Raw genomic sequence first — 16,521 nt, forward strand, 5'->3', positions numbered from 1 at the left:
TTTTCCCTTTTCGGACAGCGTTCCGCCTCTGGCCCTGGACTCATCGATCCGGATCTGGATGCCCATATCGGCGAAGGCGGAGCGGACGTTCTCGCCGCCCAAGGTCTCGCGAAAAGCTATCGCAAGCGCGCGGTGGTGCATGACGTCAGCCTGTCGGTGCGTCGCGGCGAAGCTGTAGGGCTCCTGGGTCCGAACGGAGCCGGCAAGACCACGGTGTTCTATATGATCACCGGCCTTGTTTCCGCCGATCATGGCCGCATCGAGCTCGGCGGGTTCGATGTCACCCGGCTGCCGATGTATCGCCGCGCTCGGCTCGGTATCGGGTACCTGCCGCAGGAAGCATCGATCTTTCGTGGTCTGACGGTCGAGGCCAACATCCGGGCCGTGCTCGAAGTGGTCGAGCCGGACCGGAACAAGCGTGAGGCCGAGCTTGAGGCCCTGCTGGAGGAATTCGGCGTCACGCGACTCAGGCATTCTCCCTCCATCGCCTTGTCCGGTGGCGAGCGGCGGCGCGTCGAGATCGCAAGGGCGCTGGCCAGCCGCCCGGATTTCATGCTGCTGGATGAGCCCTTCGCCGGCATCGACCCCATCGCCGTCGGCGATATCCAGGTGCTGGTGCGGCACCTGACGTCCCGAGGCATCGGCGTCCTGATCACCGATCACAACGTTCGTGAAACGCTCGGTCTCATCGATCGCGCCTATATCATCCACGCCGGCCGGGTGCTGATGGAAGGCACACCGGATGAAATAGTTTCCAACGGTGACGTTCGTCGTCTTTACCTTGGCGAGGAATTTCGGCTTTAACAGTTTCTCGAAGGGCCACATGCAAGAATTGGCCCACTTCCGGGAAGCGTGAAGCAAAGCCGATGGCACTAACCCCAAAGCTTGAACTGCGGCACAGTCAGACGCTCGTCATGACGCCGCAGCTCATGCAGGCGATCCGTCTGCTGCAGCTATCCAACATGGACCTGGCGGCCTATGTGGCCGAGGAGCTGGAGAAAAACCCGCTTCTGGAAGCAAGCGACGATCAGCCCCGCGCCGATCCGCCCGCCGAAGGCGGCGAGACAAACGGCGTGAGCGTTGAGACACCTAGCCGGGCCGATATGGAAGAAAGGCTCGGCACTGACCTCGACAATGTCTTTCCCGATGATCCGGCGGCGGCTTCCGCCACCGCGCCCGCCAAAGGAGAAATCGGCCCTGATGCCGCGTCCTGGGGACCTGGCGGGCGCGGAGAGGACAGCGCTGATCTCGAAGCCTTTGTTTCTGCCGACACCACGTTGCCGGATCATCTGGAGCGCCAGCTCGGCGTCGCGGTGACCGATCAGCGCCGCCTCATAATCGGCAGCCTCTTGATCGGAATGATTGATGACAGCGGCTATTTGACCGACCCGCTGGAGCCCATCGCCGAACAGTTGGGCGCCTCGATGGAGGAAGTCGAGGAAGTCCTGCGCGTTATCCAGACCTTCGATCCGGCCGGCGTGGGCGCACGATCGCTGTCCGAATGCCTTGCCATCCAGCTGCGCGAGCGCAACCGCTACGATCCGGCAATGCAGACCATGGTGGAAAACATCGAACTTCTGGCCCGGCGCGATCTTGGCCGCCTGCGCATGCTGTGCGGCGTCGATCCGGATGATCTCGCCGATATGATTGCCGAGATCAGGGCCTTGACGCCCAAGCCCGGCCTGGCCTTCGGGGCCGCGCCGGTTCAGATCGTCGTACCTGATGTCTATGTGCAGATGGCCCCGGATGGCGGGTGGCGCGTGGAGCTGAACAGCAGCACGCTGCCGCGCGTCCTCGTCAATCAGGATTATCACGCGGTGGTATCGGGCCGCATGCGCTCGACCGAGGAGAAGTCCTATCTCGCGGAATGCCTGCAATCCGCCAACTGGCTGACCCGCAGCCTCGAGCAGCGGGCGCGGACCATCCTCAAGGTAGCCAGCGAGATCGTGCGCCAGCAGGATACCTTTCTTGTCAAAGGCATCGCCCATCTTCGTCCGCTCAATCTGAAGACGGTCGCAGATGCCATTTCGATGCACGAATCGACCGTTTCCCGGGTGACATCCAACAAATATCTGGCGACCCCGCGCGGGATCTTCGAGTTCAAATATTTCTTCTCGGCCGCCATCGGATCGTCCGACGGCGGCGAATCGCATTCGGCTGAGGCGGTTCGGCATCGCATCCGCCAGCTGATCGACGAAGAGAGCGCGCAACGTGTTCTGTCCGACGACACGCTTGTTCAGAAGCTGCAGGACGAGGGCATCGACATTGCCCGGCGCACGGTTGCGAAATATCGCGAGGGCATGGGAATCCCCTCATCCGTCGATCGCCGCCGCGCCAAGCGCGCCACCGCATAGGCAAGGCAGGGGCCGCTTGCTACCGCACCGCAGATTGACTTCCTGACCGCCCACCCGTAGGTCTTGGACCAAGGTCGACCGTCCCCGAGGGGGTGGAACGAACTTGGAGTTTCAGGCGTATGTTCCGGCGGGGAGCGCCCTCCCGGAACAGGCGGCAGAAGATGAGCTGAGCGTGGTATGACCGAGGTTGATCCCGATCATACCGTGGTGCCTGTGGCGCCGGTATAAAGAGAATGGCGGGGGCGCGAGGCGCATATGTCTTTGCGAATATCTGGTAAGAATATCGATATCGGTGATGCGCTGCGTAGTCAGGTGGAAGGCCGTATCGCGGATGCCTTGTCGAAATATTTCAGCGGCGGCTATTCCGGTCATGTGACCGTTGAGCGCGAGGGAGCCGGCTTTCGGACCGAATGCGCGCTGCATCTCGATTCCGGCATTGATCTCCAGTCCACCGCGACGGCCATGGACGCCTATGCCAGTTTCGATCAGGCCGCAGAGCGCATTGAAAAGCGTTTGCGCCGGTACAAGCGTCGGCTGAAGGACAGGCATGCGGCTGCGATAGAGGGAAATGGTTTTTCCTCCAATTATACCGTATTCGAAGCGCCGACCTCCGATGAGGAAATCGATGTCGACGGCTTCAGTGCTATTGTCATTGCTGAAAAAGCGATCAAGCTGAAGCAATTGCCTGTGAGTTCAGCCGTGGTTGATCTTGATCTGACCGGAGCGCCATGCGTGATTTTCCGGAATGCTGCCAACGGACGGATCAATGTGGTCTACCGCCGGTCTGACGGAAATATCGGCTGGGTTGATCCCGCCCCGGACGGCGGGAACTAAGGGCGTCGCCATGCGGCTATGCTCATATCATCGTGCGGAGCAGTTTGGCTCACGCACCGGCAAGGGGGCTTGCACATGCCTCTGAGTGATCTCCTGACACCTGAGGCGGTAATTCCCGCGCTGAAGGTGAATTCCAAGAAGCAGGCGATTCAGGAGCTTGCGGAAAAGGCTGCCCAGTTGACAGGGCTTGCCGAGCGCGATGTGTTCGACACGTTGCTTCAGCGCGAGCGGCTGGGTTCGACCGGCGTCGGAAATGGCATCGCCATTCCTCATGGAAAGCTGACCACTATCGACCGCCTCGTCGGGCTCTTCGCCCGCCTGGATCGGCCGATTGATTTTGATTCACTGGATGGGCAGCCGGTGGACCTTGTGTTTCTGCTGCTGGCGCCGGAAGCGGCTGGGGCCGATCATCTGAAGGCCTTGGCCCGGGTCGCGCGCGTGCTGCGCGATGCAAATGTCGCGCAGAAGCTGCGAACCACGCAGGATGCCTCGGCGCTCTACGCTCTCCTTACCCAGCCGCAGTCGTCATCAAACGCGGCGTGATGCCGTAAAGGCGTTGGGCGCGGGTAAGCCCGCGCCCGGTACTGCGTCTTAGTGTAGACTTACCGTCAGAAGCTCATTCTCCCAGGCATTGGCAAGGGCGGCCTCGCGAGTGTCGGTAACGAGGATGGGCGTGCCATCCGCCGCCAGAAGCGCAAAGAGCTTCAGGCCCGGCTGCAGGGCTGGAGCCAGCGGGAAAGCCTCATGAAGCTCATCGGACGTCATGGTCTTCACATAAGCCAAACGGCCACCGCCGATACTCGCCAGTTCAGAAGGCGAAATGGGCCCATCGGGCACAACAAAATGATCACTGGTCATCCTGGACCTCCTTTCGTGCGCTTTTTCCGCGCACGGTGATATCGACGGTGCGCACAGTCTTCTGCGGTTCGGGGCGCACCAGATCGATTGTCAGCAACCCATTTTCAAGAGTTGCCCCCAGAACCTCCATGCCTTCCGCGAGAACGAACACCCGCTGAAACTGCCGCGCCGCAATGCCGCGGTGAACATAGATCCGGCTGTCGTCATCGACCTGACGGCCGCGGATCACGAGCTCTTTGTCCTCGACGGTAACGTCGAGTTGGTCCGACGTGAAGCCGGCCACTGCTAGAGCAATGCGGATGCGCTCAGGGTCGTTCCCTTTCGGCGGAACGCGCTCGACATTATAGGGTGGATAGCCATCAGAGCCCTTGGCCACGCGATCGATGGTTCGCTCGATGGTCTCGAAGCCAAGAAGAAATGGGCTCGACAGCCCGTTTGGTCTGGTCATTGCCAAAGCCCTCCTTGAAGCGACTTTGTCCGGATCCACAAGCGGCCTCCGGAATGCGGGATCGTCCGCTCCCGTGATATGGGGATGGATGATCATCGCTGCAAGTTGAGGAAATGGTGGAACCGCAGGTCAGAGCGCGCAACAAAAAAGCCACCCGAAGGTGGCTTTCTGGGGAGCTTGCCTCCCGAAACTTGGTGGAGCCAGGCGGAATCGAACCGCCGACCTCTTGAATGCCATTCAAGCGCTCTCCCAACTGAGCTATGGCCCCACGAAAACCAGCCTGTTTTGGGTGTCAGGCCGGAGAGTCTGTGGTTCGGTGCCCGCACCGAACGGGCGCCATGAACCACAGTTTTAGCGCCGCATCAAGGCTCTTCGTCGTCTTTCAGATCGCCTTCGATCAAATCCGACACGTCGTCGCCGTCATCCTCGTCATCTGCAAGGAAAGTGTCGTCGTCGTCATCTGTGGAAATGTCATCCTCGAGCTCATCGTCGTCACCGTCGATGCTCGGATCAGCGCGCTTCTTGCCGGAGGTATCCTCGTCGGCATCCTCCAGGCTGATCAGCTCGACATCTTCCTGCAGCTCGCTGGTTTCGGCCTCGGCTTCGGGTGCGGGCTTTTCGGCAGTCCGCGTCTTCATCTGCGGCTCGAACAGCGACCGCGGGAAGGCTTCGCCTGTGTAAGGCGAGACGATGGGATCTTTATTGAGATCGTAGAATTTACGGCCCGTCGTCGGGCAGACACGCTTCGTGCCGAGATCTGGTTTCACCACGGAAATCCCCAACGATGTTCTCTTGAATTTGGGGGCTCCCCATGACGCGCCATGGGGGCCATGTCAAGGACAAACGACCGGACGGGCTCAAGCGAGAGGTGACGTGGCGGCAGCCTCATGTTACCAGCCCCGCTCGTTCTTCATCTGACTGACACCCATGAGCCATCAAGCTGCCATGCCTCTCTCCGCCACGCGCGGTCAGCCGCTGACCGGACGTGTGCGCGTTCCCGGCGATAAATCCATCTCCCACCGCGCTCTGCTGCTGGGGCTCCTCGCCCGCGGCGAAACCCGTATCAGCGGCTTGCTTGAGGGCGAGGATGTGCTGGCCACAGCGGCAGCATGCCGCGCCCTCGGAGCTGAAGTCACCCAGGATGGACCAGGCGCCTGGCGCGTTTTCGGCGTTGGGGTCGGTGCATTGGCCGAACCGCGGGAAGTGCTCGATTTCGGCAACGCCGGCACCGGCTCCCGGCTCATGATGGGGGTGGTCGCCGGCCACGGTGTCACGGTCACTTTTGACGGCGATGCCAGCCTGCGCAAGCGGCCGATGCGCCGCGTGCTCGACCCGCTCCTGAAAATGGGTGCGGAAATCGTGTCGGAAAGCGAGGGCGGACGGCTGCCGCTGGTGCTCAGGGGCAACGGTGATCCGCTGCCGATTGTCTATGAGACGCCCGTTCCCTCTGCGCAGGTAAAATCCGCCGTGCTTTTCGCCGGCCTCAACGCGGCGGGCCGCACCACCGTGGTGGAGCGCGAGGCAACGCGTGACCACACCGAGCGCATGCTGGCCCATTTCGGTGCCAGGATCTTCGTTGAACCCGAAGGAGAGCACGGCCGCCGCATCACCCTTGAGGGACGACCGAACCTGAAGGGGCGGGAGGTGGAAGTGCCGGCCGATCCCTCGTCCGCAGCCTTCCCGCTGGTGGCCGCCCTTCTGGTTCCGGGCTCCGATATCCTGATCGAAGGCGTCATGCTGAACCCCTCGCGCACCGGCCTCATCAAGACGCTGCGCGAGATGGGGGCGTCCATCGAGGTTGCCGAAACACGGGGGCACGGTGGTGAGGAAGTGGCCGATCTGCGTGTCAGGGCCTCGGTTCTACACGGCGTCGATGTGCCGGCAGAGCGCGCGCCTTCCATGATCGACGAATACCCCGTGCTCGCGGTCGCCGCGGCCTTTGCCAAAGGCGAGACGCGGATGCGGGGCCTAGCGGAATTGCGCGTCAAGGAAAGCGACCGGCTTGCCGCCGTCACCGCGGGTCTTGCCGCCAATGGCGTCGATCATCGGGTGGAAGGTGATGACCTGATCGTTCGCGGCGGGCGGGTGCGGGGTGGCGGCACGGTCGAAACCCATCTCGATCATCGCATTGCCATGAGCTTCCTCTGCATGGGCCTGGCATCCGATGAACCGGTGACGGTCGATGACGCGACGATGATCGCCACGAGTTTCCCGGATTTCGTTCCGCTGATGACGCGGCTCGGCGCCAGTCTGAAGGCTTGACGATGATCATCGCGATCGACGGGCCGGCCGCATCCGGAAAGGGCACATTGTCGAAGCAGCTGGCGGCACATTACCGCCTTCCGCACCTGGACACCGGGCTGCTCTACCGCGGCGTGGCGCTGGCCATGACAATTGCACGACAGCCGCTGGAGGATGCCGCATTGGCGGAGGCTGCCGCGCGCAATCTCAAACTGGACGATCTGAGCGATCCCCGCCTGCGCAGTGCCGAAATGGGTGGGGCGGCCTCGATCGTCGCCGCCATTCCCGCCGTTCGCGCGGCTCTCCTGGACTTCCAGCGTGCCTTTGCCAATCAGCCGGCAGGCGCCGTGCTCGACGGCCGCGATATCGGCACCGTCGTGGCGCCGCATGCCGACGCCAAGCTTTTTGTGACGGCAACTGCGGAAGAGCGCGCACGCCGCCGTGTGCGGGAGCTGCGCGGACGCGGGGCCCACGCGGACGAAGCGCAGATACTGGCCGACATCCAGGCGCGCGACGCCCGCGACGGTGCGCGTTCCGTAGCGCCGCTAAAGGCGGCACCGGACGCGCGCTTGCTCGATACGACAAATTTGGATATAGACGCGGCGTTCCGGGCGGCTGTCGCTTTGATCGACGGCGCCTGAACAAGTGGGGTGCGCTTTGCGCGTGCCCCTTTCGTCGTTTCGGTCTGAACCGGAACGGCATCTTGAAGAAACGGTTCTGACGGTGCGGATATGCGCCGAACTTCGGCCCGGACGGGCCGAAGTGGAAGGTCGCAGCGCCAGGACGATCGCAACACGAACAAGAACGGCGCAGATGCCCTAGATGGGCAGGAGATTTCATGGCAACCGCTTCCAAGACCACCCTTCACGACGATTTCGCCGCCCTGCTGGAACAGTCTTTCGAAAAGGCTGATTTCGCAGAAGGCACGGTGATGAAGGGCACTGTCATAGCGATCGAGAAGGACGTGGCCGTCATCGACGTCGGTCTCAAGACCGAAGGTCGTGTCGCGCTCAAGGAATTCACCGGCCCCGGCCGGGAAGCTGGCCTGCAGGTCGGCGATGAAGTCGACGTCTACCTGGAGCGCGTCGAGAACGCGATGGGTGAGGCCGTCATCTCGCGTGACAAGGCTCGTCGCGAGGAGAGCTGGGTCAAGCTCGAAGTCGCCTTTGAAAAGGGCGAAAAGGTCGAAGGCGTTATCTTCAACCAGGTCAAGGGCGGCTACACCGTCGATCTCGATGGCGCCGTGGCCTTCCTGCCGCGCAGCCAGGTCGACATCCGCCCCGTGCGCGATGTTGGCCCGCTCATGGGCCAGCCGCAGCCGTTCCAGATCCTCAAGATGGACCGCCGCCGCGGCAATATCGTCGTGTCGCGCCGCACCGTGCTCGAGGAGAGCCGCGCCGAGCTCCGCCAGGAACTGGTGCAGAGCCTCGAGGAAGGCCAGATCATCGACGGCGTCGTCAAGAACATCACCGACTACGGTGCGTTCGTTGATCTCGGCGGCATCGACGGCCTGCTGCATGTGACCGACATCGCCTGGCGCCGGGTCAATCACCCGAGCGAGGTCCTGACCATCGGCCAGTCCGTCAAGGTCAAGATCATCAAGATCAACCACGAGACCCACCGCATCTCGCTCGGCATGAAGCAGTTGCAGGACGATCCGTGGGAAGGCATCGAAGCCAAGTACCCGCTGGGTGCGCGCTTCTCCGGTCGTGTCACCAACATCACCGACTACGGCGCATTCGTGGAACTGGAGCCAGGCATCGAAGGCCTCATCCACGTCTCCGAAATGTCCTGGACGAAGAAGAATGTTCATCCGGGCAAGATCGTCTCCACCTCCCAGGAGGTCGAGGTGCAGGTGCTCGAGGTGGATTCATCCAAGCGCCGCATTTCGCTCGGTCTCAAGCAGACCATGCAGAACCCGTGGGAGGCCTTCGCCGAGAAGTATCCCGTCGGCGCGGTGGTCGAAGGCGAGGTCAAGAACAAGACCGAATTCGGTCTGTTCCTGGGTCTCGACGGCGATGTGGACGGCATGGTCCATCTCTCCGACCTCGACTGGAACCGTCCGGGCGAGCAGGTCATCGAAGAGTACCGCAAGGGCGAGATGGTCAAGGCTCAGGTTCTTGACGTCGACGTCGAGAAGGAGCGCATCTCCCTCGGCATCAAGCAGCTCGGTGGTGATCCGTTCGTCGAGAGCGGCGACATCCGCAAGGGTGCTGTCGTGACCTGCGAGGTCATCGAGGTCAAGGACACCGGCCTTGAGGTCAAGATCGTCGATACTGACCTGACCACCTTCATCCGCCGTGCCGAGCTTGCTCGTGACCGTGGCGATCAGCGTACCGAGCGTTTCGCCGTTGGCGAGAAGTTCGACGTCCGCGTCACCCAGTTCGACAAGAAGGCCCACAAGGTCTCCGTGTCGATCAAGGCGCTGGAAGTGGCCGAGGAGAAGGAAGCGATCGCGCAGTACGGTTCGACCGATAGCGGCGCTTCGCTGGGCGACATTCTCGGTGCTGCACTCAAGCAGCGCCAGGGCGATAGCTCGGAAGACTGAGACACGCCGGCCTAGCATCGGCAACGACCTGAAGCCCGCGCGGGGTTCCCCGCGCGGGCTTTTTCTTGTTTAACAGTCGCGGCAGTATGCGGGAGAATCGATCATGAGCCTTGATGCTGACGCCCTCGTGGAACGGCGGCGGCTGCGCCGCAGAGCCTCTTTATGGCGCGGTCTGGCCCTTGTTCTGATCGCGGTTGCGCTGGGGGCGATCGCCTGGCGGGTGGCCGATGGCGTGGGCTTTGGCCAAGGACGCCACATCGCTCGGGTCTCGGTCTCCGGCTTCATCGGCAACGCTCGTGATTATGCCAAGATGTTCCGGCGGCTGGAAAACAGCAGCGCTCAAGGGGTCATCCTGGTGGTCAACAGCCCGGGTGGCGGCGTGACGGCCTCCGAAGCGCTTTACGAGGAAACCCGCAAGCTGGCGGCAAAGAAGCCGGTGGTCGCCGTCTTTGAAAGCCTGGCCGCCTCCGGCGGCTATATGGTGGGCTTGGGCGCCGACCACATCGTGGCACGCCGATCGAGCATCACGGGCTCCATCGGCGTACTCGTGCAATATCCCAATCTGACCGGCTTGCTCGACACCGTCGGCGTCAACATGGAAGCCGTGCGATCCAGCCCCATCAAGGCCGAGCCCGATGGCTTCGGCCCTACGCCGCCCGAGGCAACCGCGGTCCTGGAAACGCTGGTGTCCGACAGCTATCAGCAATTCCGCGGTCTGGTTTCCGAGCGGCGGAACCTGACCGGAGAGGAACTCGATCGCGTAGCCGACGGCCGCGTGGTCGTCGGGCAGCGGGCCCTCGATCTCAAGCTCGTCGACGAGCTTGGCGGGGAAGACGAAGCCCGGCAGTGGCTCGCGCGTGAGAAGGGGGTCGCCGGGGACCTTCCCATCGTCGACTGGAAACCATCGGAGGGCTTTTGGTCCGGCATGGGAGCGACCTCCTCCATGGCGGCGGCACTGGCGGAGGTGCTCGGCTGGACGGGTCTTGCCGCCGATCTCCGGCGCGGCGGCGCAAATCAGGTCGGGGTGCTTGACGGTGTGCTTGCGGTCTGGCACCCTTCGATTGAAAAACAATATATATCAGAATGATTTAGGGGTGGGTCATGATCAAGTCAGAGCTGGTTCAGAAGATTGCGGAGAACAATCCGCATCTTTATCAACGAGACGTGGAAAATGTCGTGAATGCGATCCTGGATGCCATTGGCGATGCGCTTGCCCGCGGTGACCGGGTGGAGCTCCGCGGCTTCGGGGCCTTTTCCGTGAAGAGCCGGCCGGCGCGCGAGGGACGGAACCCTCGCACAGGCGCGAAGGTTTCCGTTGCTCAGAAGGACATTCCCTTCTTCAAGAGCGGTAAGGAGATGCGCGAGCGCATCAACCAGAACGGCGCGGGATAAGGGGACGACGTGCACAGGATCATTACCCTGCTGATCGGTCTGCCTGCGGCGGCGCTCCTGATCCTCTTCGCGCTGGCCAATCGGGGCTGGGTGACGGTCTCGCTTGATCCCTTTGCGCCGGAAACACCGGCTCTGTCCTTTAGCCTGCCGTTGTTCGTGCTGCTCCTCCTCACCCTTATGGCTGGTGTTGTTCTTGGGGGCGTCGCTGGCTGGCTGCAGCAGGGCCGCTATCGCCGCGAGGTGCGCCACCGCCGGCAGGAGATCCGCAAGCTGGAGGCGGAAAAGCAGAATCTCGCCGCCCAGGCTCACGCCGGCGCCGGCGCCGGAGTGCCCGCCCTACGAAGATAGCCTGCCAACCTTCCCGGCGCTGGAGGATCTCACTGCGGCGATCCTCGACTGGTCCTGTCGGCAAAAAGGCGGCGTCCTGACGCGCCTCATGGACCTTTGCCTGCCGGCATGCCACATAGAGCCCCATGGCGGTTGAGATCAAAATCTGTGGGTTGTCCACCAGGGACACGCTTGAGGCGGCGCTGGAAGCCGGGGCCGATCAGGTAGGATTCGTGCTGTTCCCCAAAAGCCCCCGCAATGTCGATCTCACGGCGGCTTCCGAACTGGCGGAGCAGGCGCGTGGGCGTGCCTCGGTTGTGGTGCTCACGGTGGATCCCGACGACGCCCTGCTGGATGAGGTCATGACCAAGATCCGCCCGGATGTCTTGCAGCTGCATGGTTCTGAAAGCCCGGAGAGGGTGTCCGAGATCGCGGCGCGCTACGATGTGAGGATCTGGAAGGCGGTCGCCCTGGATCGTGCCGAGGATCTGAAGCGTGCCGGCGCTTATGCCGCCGTGGCCGACAGGGTCCTCTTCGACGCCAAGCCGCCGAAAGGTGCGGACCGCCCGGGCGGCAACGCGGTGTCCTTCGACTGGAACCTTCTGGCGGAGCTTGACCTTGCAAAGCCCTTCGTGCTTTCCGGTGGTCTTGATCCGGAGAACGTCGGAGAGGCGCTCCGCGTAACGCGCGCCCCGGCGGTGGATGTTTCATCCGGCGTGGAAAGCGCACCCGGGATCAAGGACGCAGAAAAGATCCGCGCCTTCGTGCGCGCGGCACGGGACGCGAGCCGTGCCGAGAGGATGGCAGGATAAGCATGCTGCATGCGCAGAATTCGTTTCGCACCGGCCCGGATGATCGGGGTCTCTTCGGCAAGTTCGGAGGCCGTTTCGTCGCCGAGACCCTGATGCCGCTGATCCTGGACCTAGAGGCTGCCTATGAGGCGGCCCGACAGGATCCGGAATACCGCGAGCAGATGGATGGCTATCTCACCCACTACGTCGGCCGGCCAAGTCCGCTCTATTTCGCCGAGCGCATGACCGAGGATCTTGGCGGCGCCAAGATCTATTTCAAGCGCGAGGAGCTCAACCACACCGGCGCGCATAAGATCAACAATGTGCTAGGACAGATCCTCCTTGCCCTCCGCATGGGCAAGACGCGCATCATCGCCGAGACCGGCGCCGGGCAGCACGGCGTTGCAACCGCCACGGTTTGCGCCCGTTTCGGTCTCAAATGCGTGGTCTATATGGGCGCCGTCGACGTCGAGCGGCAGAAGCCCAACGTCTTCCGCATGCGCATGCTGGGCGCGGAGGTCGTACCGGTTCAATCGGGCGCCCGGACGCTGAAGGACGCCATGAACGAGGCCCTGAGGGACTGGGTCACCAATGTCCACGACACCTTCTATTGCATTGGCACGGCCGCCGGCCCGCATCCCTATCCGGCCATGGTGCGCGATTTCCAGTGCGTCATCGGCAATGAAGTGCGCGAGCAGATGATGGAGCGCGAGGGCCGCCTGCCGGACAGCCTGATCGCCTGCATCGGCGGCGGTTCGAACGCCATCGGGCTGTTCCATCCGTTCCTCGATGATCCCGATGTCGCGATCTATGGCGTTGAAGCCTCGGGAAAGGGCCTCGATACCAATGAACACGCCGCCTCGCTCACCAAGGGCCGCCCGGGCGTTCTCCATGGCAACCGCACCTATCTCCTGATGGATCCCGATGGTCAGATCGAAGAGGCCCATTCGGTCTCCGCCGGCCTGGACTATCCCGGCATCGGTCCGGAGCACGCCTGGCTGAAGGACAGCGGCCGCGTTACCTATCTGACCGCCACCGATCAGGAGGCGCTGGACGCCTTCCAGACCTGCTCGCGTCTTGAAGGCATCATTCCGGCCCTGGAGCCGGCACACGCGCTCGCGAAGGTTATCGAACTTGCGCCGAAGCTGCCGAAGGAACACATCATGGTGCTCTGCCTGTCCGGTCGCGGCGATAAGGACATCTTCACCGTGGCTGACGCCATCGGAGCCAGCCTGTGACCACGACCCGTCTCGACACCCGCTTTGCTGAAACGCGCGCCGAGGGCCGCGCGGCGCTGGTCACCTTCGTCATGGCCGGCGATCCCGACCACACCACCTCGCTCGCCATCGTCAAATCCTTGCCGGGCGCAGGCGCCGATGTGATCGAGCTCGGCATGCCCTTCACCGATCCCATGGCCGATGGCCCCGCGATCCAGGCGGCGGGCCTGCGCGCGCTGAAATCGGGTGAAACGCTGACCAAGACGCTGCACCTCGTCGCCACCTTCCGCGAGGAGGACCAGACGACCCCGGTGGTGCTCATGGGCTATTACAATCCCATCTACATCTATGGCGTCGACCGCTTCCTCACCGACGCAAAGAAGGCCGGGGTGGATGGCCTCATCATCGTCGATCTGCCGCCGGAAGAAGACGACGAGCTCTGCCTTCCGGCGATGAAGGCCGGCATCAACTTCATTCGCCTGGCCACCCCGACCACGGACGACAAGCGCCTGCCGACAGTGCTGCGGAACACCTCGGGCTTCGTCTATTACGTCTCGATAACGGGCATCACGGGCTCCGCCACGCCCGACTTCTCAGTCGTTGGCCAGGCGGTCACCCGCATCAAGGCCAGGACCGATTTACCTGTTGCCGTCGGTTTTGGTGTAAAAACGGCTGAACATGCACGTGCCTTGGCCGCGAACGCGGACGGCGTCGTGGTCGGCTCCGCCTTGATCGACGCAATCAGGAAGAGCCTCGACGCCGAAGGCAAGGCGACGGAACAGACGGTCTCCGCGGTGGTTGCCCTGGTGTCGGAGCTTGCCTCCGGCGTCCGCGGCGCCCGCGTCGCGGCCGAATAGTCAGGAGTAACGGTCATGAACTGGATTACCAGCGTCGTTCGTCCGAAAATCCGCAGCCTCCTCGGTGCCAAGCGCGAGGTGCCGGAAAATCTTTGGATCAAATGCCCGGAAACGGGCCAGCTCGTGTTCCACAAGGACGTGGAAGCCAATCTCTGGGTCATTCCCGGCTCAGGCTATCACCTGCGCATGGGCGCCAAGCAGCGTCTCGCTTCCGTGCTCGATGGCGAATGGGAGGAGATTGCGCTTCCGGATGTGCCGGTGGATCCTCTCAAGTTCCGCGACGAGAAGAAGTACATCGACCGCCTGAGGGATGCCCGCAACAAATCGGGTGATCAGGACGCGGTGAAAGTCGCCGTCGGTCACCTCAGCGGCCTGCAGGTGACGGTGGGTGTCCAGGACTTCGGTTTCATGGGCGGCTCACTCGGCATGGCGGCCGGCGAGGCGATCGTCAAGGGCATGGAGACGGCGGTGGAGCGCAAGACGCCCTTCATCCTCTTCATCGCTTCCGGCGGCGCCCGCATGCAGGAAGGCATCCTGTCCCTCATGCAGATGCCGCGCACGACCGTGGGCGTGCAGATGCTGCGCGAGGCGAAGCTGCCCTACATCGTCGTTCTCACCAATCCGACCACCGGCGGCGTCACGGCATCCTATGCCATGCTGGGCGACGTCCACATCGCAGAACCCGGCGCCCTCATCGGCTTCGCCGGCCCGCGGGTCATTGAACAGACCATCCGGGAAAAGCTGCCGGAAGGCTTCCAGCGCGCCGAATATCTGCGCGACCATGGCATGGTCGACATCGTGGTGCATCGCCATGAGATGAAGAACACGCTCTCGCGCCTTTGCCGCTTCATGATCAAGGCGCCGGCCATCGCCACGCCGACCATGGCGCCGGTCGCCTTGCCGGCCGCGCCAGTGGAGCAGGCTGCGGCCGAGTGACGGAATGAAATCCAGCGACGCGATCCTCGCGCGGCTGGTCGCGCTTCATCCGCGTGAGATCGATCTGTCGCTGGGCCGCATCGAGCGGCTCTTGGCCGCGCTCGGCCATCCCGAGCAGAGCCTGCCGCCGGTGATCCATGTGGCGGGCACCAATGGGAAGGGGTCGACGATCGCTTTCCTTCGCGCCATGCTCGAGGCGGAAGGCAAAGGCGTTCACGTCTACATTTCGCCCCATCTTGTCCACTTCCATGAGCGCATCCGCCTTGCCGCACCCGGCGGCGGGCAATTGGTGAGCGAAACGGAGCTCGCCGAAGCGCTCGCCTATGTGGAAGAGGTCAACGCGGGCGCGCCCATCACGCTCTTTGAGATCACCACGGCAGCTGCCTTCCTGCTCTTCGCGCGTCATCCCGCCGATGTTCTGCTGCTGGAGGTCGGGCTCGGCGGTCGGCTTGACGCCACCAATGTGGTGGCCAAGCCGTTGGCGAGCGTCATCACTCCCATCTCGCTGGATCACGCCAAGTTCCTGGGCAACCGGGTTACGGAAATCGCTTGGGAAAAGGCCGGTATCCTGAAGAAGGACGTGCCGGCCATCATCGCCGTGCAGGGGAATGAGGCCCGCGATGTGCTGGAACGGGCCGCCGCGCGGACCGGCTCTCCGATTCTGATCTCGGGGCAGGATTGGCAGGCGCGGGAGGAGCGGGGGCGCCTTGTGTTCGAGGATGAGAGCGGCCTTCTCGATCTGCCGCTGCCACGGCTTCAAGGACGCCACCAACATGAAAACGCCGGCGCCGCCATCGCGACTTTAAGAGCACTGCCGCAGCTCGGCGTCACCGCTGGGAGCGTTGAGCGGGGCCTGCAGACCGTCGAGTGGCCGGCCCGCATGCAGCGCCTCACCAAGGGCGCCTTGGTCGAAGGCCTTAAGGAAGGCATCGAAATCTGGCTCGATGGCGGCCACAACGCCGACGGCGGTCGCGTCATCTCCGAGGCCATGACAGCGCTCGAGGAGCGGGTGTCCTGTCCGCTGATCCTCATTGTCGGCATGCTGAACACAAAGGATTCCGAGGGTTTCCTCAACTCCTTCGCCAGCATCGCCAGCGAACTTCACGCGGTGCCGATCGCATCGAGCGACGCCAGCCGAACGCCGGAAGAGGTGGCCCAGGCGGCGGCACGTGCCGGCATACCGGCCTTGCCCCATGCCTCATTGCAGGAAGCGGTCGCTGCCGTCCTGCGGCAGAGCGAAAGCCCCGCGCGCGTGCTGATCACCGGCTCGCTCTATCTGGCGGGTGAGGTGCTGGCGCTCAACGGCACGCCCCCACAATGAAAAAGGCCGGCGATGTGCCGGCCTTTTTAGTCGTCATCGCTTGCCGTGATCAGACGGCGGCGTGGATCCATTCCGACAGCTTTGGCTTGGGCGCCGCGCCGACCTGCGTGGAGACATGTTCGCCGCCCTTGAAAATCAGCAGGGTCGGGATGGAGCGGACGCCGAACTGCGCGGCAACGCCGGGGTTCTCGTCCACGTTGATCTTGGCGATCTTCACCTTGCCGGCGAGATCGTTGGAGATTTCCTCCAGAGCAGGGCCGATCATGCGGCAGGGACCGCACCATTCGGCCCAGAAGTCGACCACGACGGGCTCGGAAGCCTTGAGAACCTCAGCTTCGAAGCTCGAATCCGTTACCTTGACGGTAGCCATCTGAAAAACCTTTCGATTGTGCGGGAC

19 protein-coding genes and 1 tRNA gene are annotated in these 16,521 nt (G+C 63.2%); 15 read left to right on the forward strand and 5 right to left on the reverse strand.

The window, feature by feature from the left end:
- The first annotated feature begins 54 nt into the window (after positions 1-54).
- The 4 genes from lptB (at position 55) to ptsN (ending at position 3,731) form a co-directional block, all read left to right on the forward strand.
- Positions 55-804: an LPS export ABC transporter ATP-binding protein gene (gene lptB / locus IEV58_RS03660; RefSeq protein ID WP_229729244.1), complete on the forward strand. Its 750-nt coding sequence runs from the start codon at positions 55-57 to the stop codon at positions 802-804.
- 62 nt (positions 805-866) lie between these two features.
- Positions 867-2,354, forward strand: coding sequence for an RNA polymerase factor sigma-54 (rpoN, locus tag IEV58_RS03665; protein ID WP_188408325.1), 1,488 nt, complete (start codon positions 867-869; stop codon positions 2,352-2,354).
- A 255-nt stretch (positions 2,355-2,609) separates the two neighbouring features.
- Entirely contained in the window at positions 2,610-3,188 is a 579-nt protein-coding gene (gene hpf, locus IEV58_RS03670) for a ribosome hibernation-promoting factor, HPF/YfiA family (protein WP_188408326.1), read from the forward strand.
- Between the two features lie 75 nt (positions 3,189-3,263).
- A complete protein-coding gene (gene ptsN / locus IEV58_RS03675) occupies positions 3,264-3,731 on the forward strand; it encodes a PTS IIA-like nitrogen regulatory protein PtsN (protein ID WP_188408327.1) in 468 nt (155 codons plus the stop codon).
- Positions 3,732-3,779: 48 nt separating this feature from the next.
- Here ptsN and IEV58_RS03680 read toward each other — a convergent pair whose 3' ends face one another.
- The 4 genes from IEV58_RS03680 to IEV58_RS03695 all read right to left on the reverse strand — a co-directional run bounded on the left by IEV58_RS03680 (position 3,780) and on the right by IEV58_RS03695 (position 5,264).
- The gene (locus tag IEV58_RS03680) at positions 3,780-4,046 is read right to left on the reverse strand and encodes a BQ00720 family protein (RefSeq protein ID WP_188408328.1); all 267 of its coding nucleotides are present in this window, start codon (positions 4,044-4,046) and stop codon (positions 3,780-3,782) included.
- Positions 4,036-4,494: an Hsp20 family protein gene (locus IEV58_RS03685; RefSeq protein ID WP_188409072.1), complete on the reverse strand. Its 459-nt coding sequence runs from the start codon at positions 4,492-4,494 to the stop codon at positions 4,036-4,038. Before IEV58_RS03685 ends, IEV58_RS03680 begins: the two co-directional genes overlap by 11 nt.
- Before the next feature lie 192 nt (positions 4,495-4,686).
- Positions 4,687-4,762 (reverse strand) — tRNA-Ala (locus IEV58_RS03690).
- A gap of 94 nt (positions 4,763-4,856) precedes the next feature.
- Positions 4,857-5,264, reverse strand: coding sequence for a TIGR02300 family protein (locus IEV58_RS03695; RefSeq protein ID WP_188408329.1), 408 nt, complete (start codon positions 5,262-5,264; stop codon positions 4,857-4,859).
- Between the two features lie 157 nt (positions 5,265-5,421).
- Between IEV58_RS03695 and aroA the strand changes: the two genes are divergently transcribed.
- The 11 genes from aroA to IEV58_RS03750 all read left to right on the forward strand — a co-directional run bounded on the left by aroA (position 5,422) and on the right by IEV58_RS03750 (position 16,124).
- Positions 5,422-6,756: a 3-phosphoshikimate 1-carboxyvinyltransferase gene (gene aroA, locus IEV58_RS03700; protein ID WP_188408330.1), complete on the forward strand. Its 1,335-nt coding sequence runs from the start codon at positions 5,422-5,424 to the stop codon at positions 6,754-6,756.
- Positions 6,753-7,376 (forward strand): (d)CMP kinase, encoded by a 624-nt coding sequence (gene cmk / locus IEV58_RS03705; RefSeq protein WP_229729167.1) that lies wholly within the window; start codon positions 6,753-6,755, stop codon positions 7,374-7,376. The genes aroA and cmk overlap by 4 nt, the downstream gene beginning before the upstream one ends.
- A gap of 197 nt (positions 7,377-7,573) precedes the next feature.
- The gene (rpsA, locus tag IEV58_RS03710) at positions 7,574-9,283 is read left to right on the forward strand and encodes a 30S ribosomal protein S1 (protein WP_188408332.1); all 1,710 of its coding nucleotides are present in this window, start codon (positions 7,574-7,576) and stop codon (positions 9,281-9,283) included.
- Positions 9,284-9,386: 103 nt separating this feature from the next.
- Complete coding sequence (gene sppA / locus IEV58_RS03715) at positions 9,387-10,370, forward strand: signal peptide peptidase SppA (RefSeq protein WP_188408333.1); 984 nt, start codon at positions 9,387-9,389, stop codon at positions 10,368-10,370.
- A 14-nt stretch (positions 10,371-10,384) separates the two neighbouring features.
- On the forward strand, positions 10,385-10,675 hold the full coding sequence (locus IEV58_RS03720) for an integration host factor subunit beta (RefSeq protein WP_188408334.1): 291 nt from the start codon (positions 10,385-10,387) through the stop codon (positions 10,673-10,675).
- 9 nt (positions 10,676-10,684) lie between these two features.
- Positions 10,685-11,023, forward strand: coding sequence for a lipopolysaccharide assembly protein LapA domain-containing protein (locus IEV58_RS03725; protein ID WP_188408335.1), 339 nt, complete (start codon positions 10,685-10,687; stop codon positions 11,021-11,023).
- Between the two features lie 125 nt (positions 11,024-11,148).
- Positions 11,149-11,814 (forward strand): phosphoribosylanthranilate isomerase, encoded by a 666-nt coding sequence (locus tag IEV58_RS03730; RefSeq protein WP_188408336.1) that lies wholly within the window; start codon positions 11,149-11,151, stop codon positions 11,812-11,814.
- Positions 11,815-11,816: 2 nt separating this feature from the next.
- Complete coding sequence (trpB, locus tag IEV58_RS03735) at positions 11,817-13,031, forward strand: tryptophan synthase subunit beta (RefSeq protein WP_188408337.1); 1,215 nt, start codon at positions 11,817-11,819, stop codon at positions 13,029-13,031.
- On the forward strand, positions 13,028-13,867 hold the full coding sequence (gene trpA, locus IEV58_RS03740) for a tryptophan synthase subunit alpha (RefSeq protein WP_188408338.1): 840 nt from the start codon (positions 13,028-13,030) through the stop codon (positions 13,865-13,867). The genes trpB and trpA overlap by 4 nt, the downstream gene beginning before the upstream one ends.
- A gap of 15 nt (positions 13,868-13,882) precedes the next feature.
- Positions 13,883-14,803 carry an acetyl-CoA carboxylase, carboxyltransferase subunit beta gene (gene accD, locus IEV58_RS03745; RefSeq protein ID WP_188408339.1) on the forward strand — a complete coding sequence of 307 codons (921 nt, stop codon included), beginning with the start codon at positions 13,883-13,885 and terminating at the stop codon, positions 14,801-14,803.
- A gap of 4 nt (positions 14,804-14,807) precedes the next feature.
- Entirely contained in the window at positions 14,808-16,124 is a 1,317-nt protein-coding gene (locus IEV58_RS03750) for a bifunctional folylpolyglutamate synthase/dihydrofolate synthase (protein WP_188408340.1), read from the forward strand.
- A 49-nt stretch (positions 16,125-16,173) separates the two neighbouring features.
- Here the strand turns inward: IEV58_RS03750 and trxA are convergent, their stop codons facing one another.
- On the reverse strand, positions 16,174-16,494 hold the full coding sequence (trxA, locus tag IEV58_RS03755) for a thioredoxin (RefSeq protein WP_188408341.1): 321 nt from the start codon (positions 16,492-16,494) through the stop codon (positions 16,174-16,176).
- Between the last annotated feature and the right edge of the window lie 27 nt (positions 16,495-16,521).

The sequence above is a fragment of the Agaricicola taiwanensis genome (genome assembly GCF_014635245.1).
GTDB lineage: Bacteria > Pseudomonadota > Alphaproteobacteria > Rhizobiales > Methylopilaceae > Agaricicola > Agaricicola taiwanensis.